The organism is Psychrobacter sp., from assembly GCF_049295055.1.
In the GTDB taxonomy this organism is placed as follows: domain Bacteria; phylum Pseudomonadota; class Gammaproteobacteria; order Pseudomonadales; family Moraxellaceae; genus Psychrobacter.
This window is the reverse complement of the sequence record NZ_JBAQQF010000053.1, coordinates 32,751-46,464: the sequence shown is the minus strand read 5'-3', so window position 1 is coordinate 46,464 and position 13,714 is coordinate 32,751. Positions and strand designations below refer to the sequence as shown.

Annotated in this window: 13 protein-coding genes; 8 read left to right on the top strand and 5 right to left on the bottom strand. The window is 41.2% G+C overall.

Annotated features, from left to right (window positions below; translation table 11 throughout):
• Positions 1-162 precede the first annotated feature (162 nt).
• Positions 163-738 carry a DUF2062 domain-containing protein gene (locus WAZ74_RS07955; RefSeq protein WP_422307597.1) on the top strand — a complete coding sequence of 192 codons (576 nt, stop codon included), beginning with the start codon at positions 163-165 and terminating at the stop codon, positions 736-738.
• Between the two features lie 80 nt (positions 739-818).
• Here the strand turns inward: WAZ74_RS07955 and WAZ74_RS07950 are convergent, their stop codons facing one another.
• The 3 genes from WAZ74_RS07950 to WAZ74_RS07940 form a co-directional block, all read right to left on the bottom strand.
• On the bottom strand, positions 819-1,127 hold the full coding sequence (locus WAZ74_RS07950) for a hypothetical protein (RefSeq protein ID WP_422307595.1): 309 nt from the start codon (positions 1,125-1,127) through the stop codon (positions 819-821).
• 174 nt (positions 1,128-1,301) lie between these two features.
• Positions 1,302-1,982 (bottom strand): lipoprotein-releasing ABC transporter ATP-binding protein LolD, encoded by a 681-nt coding sequence (lolD, locus tag WAZ74_RS07945; RefSeq protein ID WP_422307593.1) that lies wholly within the window; start codon positions 1,980-1,982, stop codon positions 1,302-1,304.
• Positions 1,983-2,026: 44 nt separating this feature from the next.
• Positions 2,027-3,262, bottom strand: coding sequence for a lipoprotein-releasing ABC transporter permease subunit (locus WAZ74_RS07940; protein WP_422307591.1), 1,236 nt, complete (start codon positions 3,260-3,262; stop codon positions 2,027-2,029).
• Positions 3,263-3,711: 449 nt separating this feature from the next.
• Between WAZ74_RS07940 and WAZ74_RS07935 the strand changes: the two genes are divergently transcribed.
• Complete coding sequence (locus tag WAZ74_RS07935) at positions 3,712-4,695, top strand: hypothetical protein (protein WP_422307589.1); 984 nt, start codon at positions 3,712-3,714, stop codon at positions 4,693-4,695.
• 130 nt (positions 4,696-4,825) lie between these two features.
• On the opposite strand, the gene WAZ74_RS07930 is transcribed toward WAZ74_RS07935, so the two are convergent.
• Entirely contained in the window at positions 4,826-5,215 is a 390-nt protein-coding gene (locus WAZ74_RS07930; RefSeq protein WP_422307587.1) for an SCP2 sterol-binding domain-containing protein, read from the bottom strand.
• 853 nt (positions 5,216-6,068) lie between these two features.
• On the opposite strand from WAZ74_RS07930, the gene ccoN reads away from it, so the two are divergent.
• The 6 genes from ccoN (at position 6,069) to WAZ74_RS07900 (ending at position 12,203) form a co-directional block, all read left to right on the top strand.
• The gene (gene ccoN, locus WAZ74_RS07925) at positions 6,069-7,550 is read left to right on the top strand and encodes a cytochrome-c oxidase, cbb3-type subunit I (protein ID WP_422307585.1); all 1,482 of its coding nucleotides are present in this window, start codon (positions 6,069-6,071) and stop codon (positions 7,548-7,550) included.
• Between the two features lie 9 nt (positions 7,551-7,559).
• Positions 7,560-8,198 (top strand): cytochrome-c oxidase, cbb3-type subunit II, encoded by a 639-nt coding sequence (ccoO, locus tag WAZ74_RS07920; protein WP_422307583.1) that lies wholly within the window; start codon positions 7,560-7,562, stop codon positions 8,196-8,198.
• Entirely contained in the window at positions 8,198-8,380 is a 183-nt protein-coding gene (locus tag WAZ74_RS07915) for a cbb3-type cytochrome oxidase subunit 3 (protein WP_422307581.1), read from the top strand. Before ccoO ends, WAZ74_RS07915 begins: the two co-directional genes overlap by 1 nt.
• Positions 8,377-9,528: a cytochrome-c oxidase, cbb3-type subunit III gene (ccoP, locus tag WAZ74_RS07910; RefSeq protein WP_422307579.1), complete on the top strand. Its 1,152-nt coding sequence runs from the start codon at positions 8,377-8,379 to the stop codon at positions 9,526-9,528. The genes WAZ74_RS07915 and ccoP overlap by 4 nt, the downstream gene beginning before the upstream one ends.
• A 471-nt stretch (positions 9,529-9,999) precedes the next feature.
• Positions 10,000-11,409 carry a cytochrome c oxidase accessory protein CcoG gene (gene ccoG, locus WAZ74_RS07905; protein ID WP_422307577.1) on the top strand — a complete coding sequence of 470 codons (1,410 nt, stop codon included), beginning with the start codon at positions 10,000-10,002 and terminating at the stop codon, positions 11,407-11,409.
• 212 nt (positions 11,410-11,621) lie between these two features.
• A complete protein-coding gene (locus WAZ74_RS07900; protein WP_422307575.1) occupies positions 11,622-12,203 on the top strand; it encodes a FixH family protein in 582 nt (193 codons plus the stop codon).
• 103 nt (positions 12,204-12,306) lie between these two features.
• Here the strand turns inward: WAZ74_RS07900 and ttcA are convergent, their stop codons facing one another.
• On the bottom strand, positions 12,307-13,485 hold the full coding sequence (gene ttcA, locus WAZ74_RS07895; RefSeq protein ID WP_422307573.1) for a tRNA 2-thiocytidine(32) synthetase TtcA: 1,179 nt from the start codon (positions 13,483-13,485) through the stop codon (positions 12,307-12,309).
• Positions 13,486-13,714 lie beyond the last annotated feature (229 nt).

Below are 13,714 nucleotides of genomic sequence, written 5' to 3'. Positions count from 1 at the left end.
ATATTACCCTATACTGATTAAACACACTGCGATGGTAATTATTCAACATTATTATCCTGTTTTTCTGATACATCCTTATCTGTATTTTTATTAACAACATTACTGCATACCAACCCATCAATATGATTGAGCGGGCTGTAGATAAAGAACAAAGGCGATTCTGTGCCAAAAAAACGTCTAAAAGACCTGCTCCCTACTCCTGAAAAAGTTTTAGAGAGTCGCACATTAAAATGGTTTGCGCCGCAACTTGCCGACCCACGTTTGTGGCATTTTAATCGGCATAGTTTAAACAAAGCAGTTTATATTGGCGTGCTTAGCGCGTTTTTTCCATTACCAGGACAAATGTTACTGGCATTGATCGGCGCGCTTATTTTTCGCGCTAATGTACCAATGGCGCTTGGTCTGACATGGATTACCAATCCGCTCACCACACTTCCTGTGTTTTATGCCGGTTACTATATCGGTGCCAAGATTCTAGATGTACCGATGATTAGCTTACGGACAATTGGCAGGATGATTTCCGACTTAAGTTTATGGATCATATCTGATGGTACTAATCCCTTTGTAACTTATAAAGGCACGGTATCATTAGCCGCTTTTTGTTTAGGTCTCACTATACTAGCCATTATCACCAGTATCGTATGCGGCTTAGCATTTAAAGCGATTTGGCGCTATAAAACTGTGACCACTTGGCAAAAACGTCAGCGCAATTCCTCCGACACACCACCCAAACTTTAATAGACCATCGCAGAAAAAGCGACTGCCAGTTTGTATGCTAAAAGCTATAAACCATTAGCTTTTATTTTGTGTGGACCATATCAGTCGTCGTCTTTGTTTTTTTCTATAGCGTTAAGAATGTTATCAGTGAGCTCGGTATCCATCACAAAAACATCAACCACTGTTTCATCTTTAAGTAATATATAGCGCTTGCCTGTTGCGCTATCCTGAGCTTTTAAATCAAAATCAACACCGGCTAAAGTAATGCTATCAAAAACAGGGGTCAGCAGCTCTATTTGTGCTTGTTTATCGATTGTATCAAATAGTGTTGCATCCATATAAGGTTTTAAGGGCTCATCGCCTTCTTCAATACTGCCAAAAGCCGCAATCGGGTCGTCATCTTTATCCATAACATCAATCCTCATTAAATAAAAAGACTGCTATTTTGCAGCCTCTTTTTTATCTTATTTTTTATTAAAAGTCTAACCGTAAAAACAGACTACCCAGTAGCATTTAGCATAAAACACTTAGCGCGCTGGCAATTACTTACCTTATTAAAAGTATACTATTTAAAATCACAGTCTTTAATACTCTTCCCAATGACCATTGCGCAATAATAGCTGACGATCAGCTAGTGCCGCCAAATTGCGATCATGCGTCACCATCAATAGCGCCGTTTGCATCGTACTTTGTAGCTCTGATAGCAGTCCGAAAACGCTTTGTGCATTGTCATAGTCTAAGTTACCCGTTGGTTCATCTGCCAAAATGAGCGATGGTTTAGTAACCAAGGCACGGGCAATAGCCACGCGCTGACGCTCACCGCCTGACAATTCACCGGGTCTATGCATCAAACGATGCTCAAGGCCGACACTATTTAAGATATCAATCGCTTGTTGGCGCGCTTCAGTCGTCGATACTTCCGGGCGCATCAGTAACGGCATCGCTACGTTTTCAATAGCCGTAAATTCAGCCAATAGATGATGGAACTGATAAATAAATCCCAAGTACTTATTGCGCATCGCACCACGCTCAGTCTCATTCATATTATTCAGTAACTGACCATGTAGCCAAACTTCGCCACTGGTTGGGGTATCAAGTCCACCAAGCAAGTGCAGTAAGGTACTTTTTCCTGAGCCACTGGTTCCAACAATAGCGATACGCTCACCGGCATTGACCGTTAAATCCAATCCCGTCAATACCTGTGTACTCACTGCGCCTTCGTCATATATCTTATTGATATTAGTCGCTTTCAAAATAGCAGACATAACGCTTCCTTTATTTTATTTATAGTGGCATTTACGCCTTTATATTACTCGTAACGCAGCGTTTGTGCAGGCTGGATTTTAGCCGCTCGCCTTGCTGGATAAATGGTTGCCAAAAAGCTCAACACAAATGACGCGCTCGTAATCAGCACCACATCGGTCAAGCGCAGCTGCGATGGCAGATAATTAACAAAGTAAGCATCGAATAAATTCAAACCAAAGCTTTGGTTAATAAAGCCTAAAATATCGCTGACCGTTAGCGCAAATATCACGCCCAATATCGTACCTGCAATCGTACCGATAAAGCCGATGACCACACCTTGAACCATAAAAATTTGGGTAATCAGACGAGGGGACGCGCCAAAAGTTTTTAAAATAGCAATATCTGCTTTTTTATCCGTGACCAACATGACCAAACTTGAAACAATATTAAAGGCAGCAACTAGAATAATTAAAAATAGCAGCAGCCCTACCATGGCTTTTTCCATTTGAATGGCGCCAAACAGATTACCGTGCGTTTGTGTCCAATCACTAGGATATAGCTGCTCTGGCGCTATCGCTGCCGCTTTTTGCGATGCAATCGGCGCAGTAAAGATATCATTAAGCTTCATACGGATACCCTGCGCACCCTCTGGCAAGCGCAGTAATTTTGCGGCATCACCCATGGGAATAAATGCCATGAGACTGTCGACTTCTGGACTAATGGTAAATATACCGGTCAAGGTAAAGCGCTTAAAGCGCGGTATCACGCCTGCAGGTGATGGCGAGGCTTCTGGCAGCACTAAAGTCACTTTGTCACCTAACTGCAACCCTAACGATTGCACCATCCCTTCGCCGAGCACAATACTGAACTCGCCATTTTGTAGCGTGTCAATATTACCTTCCACCATGTGTTCATTAATGATAGAAACATTTTTCTCATACTCAGGGTCTACGCCTGTGACCATGATTCCTGCCACTTGACCGTTTGAGGTCAACATACCTTGCAGCTGTATGAAAGGCGCGACAGCAGCAACTTCCGGATCTTCTTTAATTTTATCGGCCAGTTGCTTCCAATCACCTATAATCTCGGTTGAGGTGACAGTCGCTTGCGGCACCATACCCAAAATACGAGTTTTCAACTCACGATCGAAACCATTCATGACTGATAGCACCGTAATCAATACAGCCACGCCGAGAGTCAGACCAATCATCGAGATAAGCGATATAAAGGAGATAAAGCCATTACTACGCTCTGCTCGGGTGTACCGTAAACCGATAAATAACGCTAAAGGACGAAACATATTCAAACTCTTTATCTTATCTACGTGCGACTTTATGTAGGTTACAAAACAAATAACGGCAACTGCATCATACTTTTGCATCTGCCACAGAAACATATCAATCGAACACAAAACAGGGTTTCAGACAAGCCAAATACGACTGTCAAAAGGGAGCTAGTTTGACACAATTCGGCTGATATGTGCCAGTCATTCGCGCAAACTGCGCAGATTTTTTAATAAAAAGTTGGGTTTTATTATTATTTTTCTTGAGGGACTTGCTATTCCTTGCGTCTATACCTATATATTGTATGCTAAGGACAATTGTCATTAACCCCTCATTGTTGTTTGCTACCTCTTTACTGACGACATTGCTGACTATCATAAACCAATAATTTAAAATATTGAATGATAGCCAAGCAATCACAGTTTCAGAACCAAACCTCATGGCTGACTTAAGTTTGAGTATCTTTATGACCATTAATTATCAATATAAAAACATCCAATCTCCCACCAAAATCACGTTAACTGATGAGCAGTCAGCAGGTCATGCCGATCATTGGCGTATTTTGACCGATGACATGAGTCATGATGTACCAGAATGGTTACAAAAGATGATTGAGCAGGCAGCCATGCCTAAAGGACTCAATACCAGTGTTAGTGCGGCAAAAGACAGCTGCTTGCTCCTATCTGAAGACCAGCCTTGTCACATTAATCAAGTCCTCGCCATGAAAGATGGTAAGCCTGAATGCTTTATCAATGCTTATCCTTGTGTCGATAGCCCCTATGGACTGACGTGTAAAATTGAACGCATGATTGTTAATGATAACTCACACGATGCGGTTTTACGCTTACGTACGACCGATGGTAGTATCATCTACGCTTTTGACCAGCTTTATACCGCTAACCGTCATTTGTATCAGCAAGGTATGACTTATTTCGTCAATCTTAGTGCTTGGGCACATGAGATTAAGCTAAGTGAACAAAACGAAGTCATTATGGTGGAAGACAAAGAGTCTATTCGCTATCACCGTGCTTTTAATGATATCGTTGCGGCAAACGATGGGAAAATGCCGGATGACTTACAAGAACAAATCAAAGCATGGAAGCCAGAGACCAAAGAGCAAATGGCGCCGGTAGAGATTAATCTGGGTCATATGTGTGCCTATTTGTTTGGTGATACCTTAGGACAAGAAGACGAAGCATGGTGTCAAGGTCAGGTGCTCGGCAAGCAAGAAACCCTATTTAATGGTAAGCCAATCATCTTATTTGATGTGGTGATATTACGTGAGCAAGATGCCGACCCTTTTGTAGTACGTATTGGCGCGCTCAAAACCCCAAACACTACATTTATTAAAGTTCATGACTATGTGCAAGCGAATGTTTGGCTACAGGCGGCGATTTATAAAGATAATCAAAAACCACAAGCGACCGCACAACAATCTAAAGCTAGTTAATGAGTTGTTGATAAGTCATTTTAGCATTTAAACTAATCTCACATTGAAATTGAATGCTCAAATAAAAAGCCCCTAGTAATTATATTAGGGGCTTTTTATTTGAGCTAAACATGAGTCGATCGATAAAAAATTAAGCCATCGTAGTGATTGACTTAATACGACTATAAAGATCTTTTTGCTCAGCACTTGGACGGGCAGTTTGTACCGCCATCAATTGTGACATATCCCCTTCGACGCGAATTTTGCCGCTCATAAACGCACCCATGATCTCATTGGTATCGAAATCTGTGATGATCGACTGTAAAACGCTGCGATCAAGCAACAAGGTGGTCGTCGCCGCGTCATTTAGGCCACGATGTAACAAACCATCGGCGAAACTCGCTTCGATATCTTGTTCGGTGTCAGATACTTTTAAGTTAACGATCATATTGGATAGCGCAGGTGGTAAATTTAACTCACCAGCTTCGTTACCCATTTGTTCAACTTGATCAAACCATTCATCTGTCAAAAAAACTGCCATATTATTATCCCTAATACTTATTATGGTAGGCTATTGCTGTTTAGAACCCTAGCCTGACCGCTATTTAAATGATTAAAAGTGTCATTAACCTTAATGTCAAAAGCACTCTATTACTTATATTGTTCACTTTCATTATAAGATGCGACTTCATAATAAGTAAAACCTATTTGTAGCGCTAACGCTGTAATTGTTACAAAACCTTCGTAACAATATGTTTTTTGAGCTTGCTAGCAGTATATTTTTTCAACCCTAGAATAGTTTGAAGATTGGGTATAAAATAGAGGAACAACGCAGCAATAATAAGTTGCTTGCTAGTATTTTTACCAAAGAGTTTGTATTTTGGCGCATAGTTCTGATGATATTTTATTAGGTTTGCGTTACAATACCCTTAAACAGAGTCGGGAGTTTTAACTAAACATTACGTAAACATGTTTTTTTGTCAGCCGCCGCTAGCATACATTGATGGTCGATAAGTTTTTTATCACCAATTGAATATCAGTATTTATCTTCGTTAGTACTGCTTTTATTAGTAATAATGAAGATGAATACTTCGCCTCAATAGATGTTTGATGCTCAAGGAAGGCACATTTCTTATTAAACCTGACAATTTTTTAACAATCCTACTATCGACTAGCTGTGAGCGCGGTGCGTTATTAGCGCCGCTCTCTACCCATCAGCAGCAGCTGATTTCTAGCGAGAGCTTAGCTTGATAGTTAATAATGTCAGCCTGGTAAGATAAGTCAAAAAACAGCATGTACCGCAATCCTTATTTGTTTATATATTTTGTATAATACAGATACCGCGGAGAGTTAGTTAATTCTGTTGATAATTCGGGCTGTAAAGGAATCATCCAATGAGTTTACAAAACACAGCAGTCGCCCCAATTGACCGTGAGTACGAAATCACTATCGTAAGATTCTTTACGATAATGGCCGTGATATGGGGCATCGTCGGCATGAGCATTGGTGTGTTCATTGCTTCACAGTTAGCATGGCCAGCACTCAACTTTGACATTCCATGGTTGACATTCAGTCGGTTAAGACCGCTGCATACTAACGCAGTTATCTTTGCGTTTGGTGGCTCTGCTCTATTCGCAACGTCTTACTACATTGTTCAACGTACTTGTAAGACAAGACTATTTGCCCCTTATCTAGCTTGGTTTACCTTTTGGGGTTGGCAAGCGGTTATCTTATCAGCCGTTATTACCCTTCCTCTAGGTTTAACCTCGACTAAGGAATACGCTGAGCTTGAGTGGCCAATCGATATTTTGATTGCGTTGGTGTGGATATCTTATGCCATCGTTTTCTTTGGCACGCTCATCAAACGTAAGACTTCACATATTTATGTGGCTAACTGGTTCTTTGCCGCCTTTATTATTACGATTGCACTACTCCATATCGTAAACAGTATGGCTATTCCTGTTAGTGCGTTTAAATCTTACTCATTATTTGGCGGTGCAACCGATGCGATGGTGCAGTGGTGGTACGGGCATAATGCGGTAGGTTTTTACTTAACAGCAGCGTTCCTTGGGATGATGTATTACTTCGTTCCGGTACAGATTGGTCGTCCTATTTATTCTTATCGTTTGTCTATCGTTCACTTTTGGGCATTGATTGCTTCATATATGTGGGCTGGTGGTCACCATTTGCATTATTCAGCGCTTCCAGATTGGACGCAGTCTCTAGCAATGGTATTCTCAATCATCCTATTTGCACCATCTTGGGGTGGTATGATTAACGGTGTTCTTACCTTATCAGGTAGTTGGGATAAATTACGTACCGATCCGATCATTCGCTTTATGATTGTGGCATTGTCATTCTATGCAATGTCTACCTTCGAAGGTCCAATGATGTCGATTAAAACCGTTAATGCGTTATCGCATAACACGGATTGGACAGTCGGTCACGTACACTCAGGTGCCCTTGGCTGGGTTGGTATGATTACCATTGGTTCATTATATGTACTGTTACCACGTATCTATAATAAGCCGAAAATGTATTCAATCAGCTTAATCACTACGCATTTCTGGTTGGCGACAGCGGGTACTATCTTCTATATCGTATCAATGTGGATTTCAGGTATTGGCCAAGGCATGATGTGGCTCGCTACTAATCCAGACGGTACGTTGGTATATAGCTTCGTTGATACGGTTGAGTTCTCACATTTCCCATATATCGGCCGTGCTTTTGGTGGCTTACTGTATGTATCGGGTATGTTTGTGATGGCATATAACGTTTATAAAACACTTAAAATGCCAGAAGGTAAGCCAGTAAGTATCGCTGACCCAACGGATCATGAACCTAGTGTTGATAAACCTTCGGCAGCTAACGTATAAGGAGCGATCATGGCTGGTACACCGCATGAGATTATTGAAAAAAATACAGGCTTGTTGGTCATCGGTATCGTTATTGCGATTAGTTTTGCAACACTCGTTGAAATCGTACCGCTAATATATGACAACAAGGGCCCTGAAGAAGGTGGGGTGAACGCTCCCCTTCCTGCTATGGAACCATGGACTGCGCTTGAGTTTGAAGGTCGTGACATTTATATCCGTGAAGGTTGTCACGTCTGCCATACTCAAATGGTTCGTCCGCTACGTGCTGAAGTTGAACGTTATGGGCCGTACTCGCGCGCTGCTGAGTCAACGTGGGATCACCCATTTTTATGGGGCTCAAAACGTACTGGACCTGATCTAGCACGTGTCGGCGGACGTTATTCTGAAGATTGGCAAAAGCAACATCTAATCAACCCACGCTCATTAGTGCCTGAGTCGGTTATGCCTGGTTTCCCTTGGCTTGCGACCAACGAAGTTGATGGGTCCAATGTTCAAACCAAAATGCGTCTATTCCGCGATCGCTTCGGTGTTCCTTATACTGAAGAAGATATCGAGGGAGCGCCGGATGCTGTGCTTGGTGCTACTGAGCTTGATGCTTTAGTTGCTTACCTCCAGCAACTAGGCACTGCGATGGAAGGACAGCGCTAATGGATATACTCGATTTACAAATTGTTGCGACCGTTTCTGCCTTTGTTGCCTTCATAGGCGTTGCATGGTGGGCGTATTCACCAAAAAATATAAAACGGTTCGAAGAAGATGCACAACTTGCGCTTGATGACGAGGATATACAAGCCTTGGCTAACGAGCAGCGCAATAAGGATAAGCCATGACATTTTTTTGGAGTTCTTGGATTACTGTACTAAGCATCATGTGTTGGGGCGGTATCCTCGGTGTTTTACTAATGGTATTGAAATACAAACCAGAAGTAGAAGAAGACGGTACCACAGGCCACACTTATGACGGTATTCAGGAATACGACAAGCCGCTGCCTAAATGGTGGCTAGTAATATTTTTTGGTTCAATCATTTGGGGCGTCGCCTATTGGGTGTTCTTCCCTGCTATTTTTCCATCAAAATGGGAAGGTATCGCAACCGTAGAAGTAGATGGCGAAACCGTGCCATGGACTTCTCACAACGAGTTGAATAGTGAGCTTGAGAGTAACAACAAAGTATTTACGGATAACTTTGAGCAGAATATCTTAGCAAAAGCGAATGCTAGTGGGGCCACTAAATCTTTGGCTAGCCTATCTGAGATGCAAGCAACACTGCGTCGTAGCGAGACTCCACCAGCAGACTTACAGACCAAAATTGATGAGAAGACGGCAGAACTTGCGCCTTACGTCGAAAAGCTTGCTGAAAATCCGAATGCTTTAAAGGTCGGAAGCCGTTTATTCTTACAGAATTGCTCGGTATGCCATGGTTCTAACGCTAAAGGCGCAACTGGCTATCCTAACCTGACTGATAACGATTGGATATACGGTGGTGAAGCCACTAATATCTTAACTACGCTACATAAAGGCCGCGTTGGCGGTATGCCAGCTTGGCGCGATCAAATCGGTGAAGATGGTGTACGTGCAGCGTCAGAATATGTATTATCGTTATCTGGTAATAACGGTAGCAAAAGCAATGGCGAGCTAGATAAAACTATGGTCGCTCAAGGCAGTGCAATCTTTCAGCAAAATTGTGCGTTGTGTCATGGTAAAGATGGTAAAGGTATGATTTCCGCTGGTGCGCCGAACTTAACGGATAATATTTGGTTATATGGCGGCGACCGCGAAACCGTACGCAATACTCTACGTTATGGCCGTGCTGGCGTGATGCCTCAGTGGGAAACTAAGCTAGGTAACGAGCGTATTATGTTACTTGCGGCTTATGTTTATTCGCTATCAGACCGAGGTGTGCAAACGGCTAAAGTAACAATGCCTGCCAATGCTACTGCTCCTAAAACAGCAGCACCCGCAGCGACTACTGTTAATTAGTAGCATTTTGCTAGATTGCTCACTCATAAAAAGTTAATATTTAAAAAGGAGAACTGTCATTGCAGTTCTCCTTTTTTATTTAAAATAACCCTGTCCAATATACTGAGTTAATGATTTTTAATTGGAACTTTACCATTTATTATCAATAGAGGATTTTGACCATTGATTTTTTCTGCTAGCTAAGACCACACACTAGGTAAAATATAGGCTATGTATCGCTATTTATATTCGTATAATGATTGTTTTTTTAGATTGTCTCCCCATTTATACTAAGGAGAATGCTAAAATAGTCACTATTATAATTCGTTATGTATAATCGCTCATTTGGTAATTGGAATAGTATTTAGATTTGTAGTACTACTCCACTACTTACTGACATTGATAACACCGCACGTCTACACACCTTATTTTTATAATAGGTGTTTGTTACCCATGCCAGCAGACTGATTCTTTTCTTAAAGAGGCAAGTTTATGTCAGCACCACAACCCAATCGAATTCCTGTCATTGAAGTCGATCTTAACGCCACAAAAAAACGTATTCATCCTAGATTTGTCACCGGTTTTTATCAAAACATCCGTATTATTAGTATGTATACATTTTTGGCGCTGTTCCTTATTATACCGTGGATACGCTATAACGGTAGGCAAGCGATATGGTTTGATGTCCCATCACAACATTACTATATTTTTGGGACGACCTTTTTAACCCAAGATTTTTACTTTATTGCAGCATTTGCGCTTATTGCAGCGTTTGCCTTATTTATGGTAACCGTTTACGCAGGGCGGGTGTGGTGTGGTTATGCGTGCCCACAAACTATTTGGACGCACATGTTCCAATATACTGAGAAATTGGTGATTGGCGACCGTAACAAACGTATTAAGTTCGATAAAGAGCCTATGAGCGCTACTAAAGTTTTTAAGCGCTTTTTGGTTTATTTTATTTGGTTTGTATTCTCGATGATTACAGCCACTACTTTTGTCAGCTATGTATCAGGCACAGACGCCATATACCAAAGTTGGCAGATGATCGGATTTATACCTTTTCCTGATTGGTCAACGTGGATATGGGTGTCCGTATTTATTTTTGCTTTTTCTACTTATGTTAATGCTGGTTATATGCGTGAGCAGATGTGTATTCAAATCTGTCCTTATGGCCGTTTTCAAAGTGTGATGTTTGATAAAGACACCTTAGTTGTCTCTTACGATTATGAGCGCGGTGAGCCTCGCGGCGCACGTAAAAAAGGCACCAACCCTGAAGACTTAGGTGATTGTATCGAATGCCTAATGTGTGTGCAGGTCTGCCCTACTGGGATTGATATTCGAGATGGTTTGCAAGTCGCCTGTATTCAGTGCGCGGCCTGTGTTGATGCTTGTAATGAGATTATGGACAAGGTTGGTTATCCACGTGGGCTGATTCGTTATACTACAGAACGGCAGTTGGTGGAAAAAGAGGATACCCGAGTATTCAGTCCGCGTCTATTTGCTTACTTAGCATTGCTTGCCATATTATGTGGCGGTGTTATTTATGCCTTATCGGATCGCGTGCCATTAGAAATTGATATTCGCCGTGACCGTAACCAGCTGTCCTCAACCAATGCTCAAGGAATGATTGAAAACAGTTATATTGTAAAATTAACCAATAAAACACAAGATGCACATGCTTATAAAATTACTTTAGCACCCCAAGACGGTATGAGCTTGGAGCTACGCTTTAATGATGTACCCCTAGAGCCGGGTGAAAGCTTCGATATGTCCGTTAGTATTTATGGTGATCCAGATATTATCGAATCAGGTCAAACACCAGTAACTTTAAATGTGGTGAGTGAAGATGGTAAATATAAAGTCAGTAAGCAAAATATATTTACGACTCAAGGTCAGTAACGTTTAATTGAAATTTCCAACTCCTTTTGCTAAGAGCTTGTTTATTGGATGCTTAATTTTTATATAAATCAGGTACTTAGCAGATGCAGTATCTTTTGAATCAAGCTATAATGGCTGCGATTATTGATTATCATTAATCTAGCAGCCTTTAATAGCAAGTTTATCAATTGCTAGATTTAAGTGGCACTTTACTATTGACTAACAGGTATTTTATGTCTGCTCCAGCACCGAACTTTAAACACCAGGATAGCCAGCCATGGTATAAAAACTACATGGTAATCATCTTTGTGATTGGGATGCCAGCTTTTGTGGTGGTTGCCTGCCTTTGGTTTGTGTATTACTCTTACCAAATTCGTGATAGCGTGGTACGTGACGATTGGTATATGGATGGTAAGACGCTATATCACGATGTCGGACGCGATAAGCTGACGTATGATTTAGACTTGCATGGTAAAATGCAGTTTTCAGATGCGGGTGATGTTACTTTTTATCTGAATTACCCGGAGCAAAGTCTGCAAACAGGAAAGTTACTTAATGGCGAGACGCTAACTTATCCGGATACCTTAGATTTATCTATTTCGCATGCAACTGACATCAAAAAAGATCGTGATGTGGTATTGCAACACCAAGAAGGTAATAAGTACAGTGCGCAAGTAAAGATTGACCCTTTAAAAGCGAAGTATTATTTACAGGTCAGTAATGATGGTAAAGATGACTGGCGTATGCAGGATGTCGCTAAGCTACCGCGCTCAGAAGTTAGCTTTAATCCATTACCGGTCTTTGATGAAAGCTGATATTGTTAAAAAGTGAATATTGTTAAAATAAAAAAACCAGCCATTTATCTATAATGAGCTGGTTTTTTATGGAGATAATTTACAGAGATTTAACTAAAAAAAGCTAAATAACGGGATTAATCGTTGGGATTTTTTGTGTTGTTTGGCTATTTTTTACTGCGTTAGTGGACTTTTCTGCTTGCAGATCATGATTAGCAGATTTTGGATTGAATATCTGCGTTTTTGGTGATATTGGTAGACCAATCTCAGCCAAACTCTCTGTTTGCCCAGCTTGAATATTATCACCTTCAAATAAGCGCTCGTTATCGTCGCGCTCGAGACTTAATCGCTCAAAGTCGAACAACTCGCGATCTGCTAATTGCGAGGGAGCGACATTTTGCATTGCTTTAAAAATAGACGCTAAGCGCTGCGGATGCGCATCATCCCATTCGCGCAGCATGTCATTAATAATCGCACGTTGCAGGTTGGTTTGGCTACCGCACAAATTACATGGAATAATCGGAAATTCTTTTAAGCGTGCATACTCAATAATGTCTTTCTCTTCCACATAAGCTAGTGGACGGATAAGCATATTTTGCTTGTCGTCACTGAGTAATTTGGGCGGCATAGATTTGAGCGAACCGCTGTGAAATAAGTTTAAAAAGAAAGTCGCCAACATATCATCACGGTGATGACCAAGTGCGATTTTAGTTGCGCCGATTTGCTTGGCAAAGCCATAGAGCGAACCACGGCGTAAGCGAGAGCACGCCGAGCAATAAGTTTTACCTTCTGGCACTACGCTCTTAACAATACTATAAGTATCTTTTTCTAAAATATAATGCGCGATGCCCTGCTCGTTTAGATAAGCTGGCAAAATGTCTTCAGGATATCCTGGCTGCTTTTGGTCAAGATTGACCGCCACGATATCAAAGCTAATCGGTGCAATACGTTTTAAAAGCAAAAGAATATCAAGTAACGTATAGCTGTCTTTACCACCTGAGACACAGACCATCACTACATCGCCCTCTTCGATCATATTAAAATCACGAATCGCCCATGATACTTGGCGGCGTAGCTTTTTTTGTAACTTGCGAAAGTATGCAGATTCAGTCAGTTCTTGCTCGTTAGTCGAGGCTGCAACAGCTTGTTCATCAGTAGAATAAACTTCGCCCTCATCGTATTGCATTTCATCTGCATCAGACTCGACATCAGCTTCCAAATCATAACTATACAAGTCGGTATTCATAGAGCTATCTTCAAACTGAGGCGTGATTTTTAGCGTAAACAATGTGGCTGCGTTCATAAGTTACTCAATGTCTTTACAAGGATTGTTTTACTATAAAATGTGCAATAAATTGATTTACTAAGAATGGCTTAATAAAAATAGCTTAATAAAAACATGTCTGTTCATGTCCTAGCGTTGCTGCTATTCGAGCAAACAGAACTTTAGAGCAGCGCGATTATAACAAAATTTGCTAACAGATTGAAAAGATGACGTTAAATTATAGCGTTAAATCCTCAAAACCGTCTAA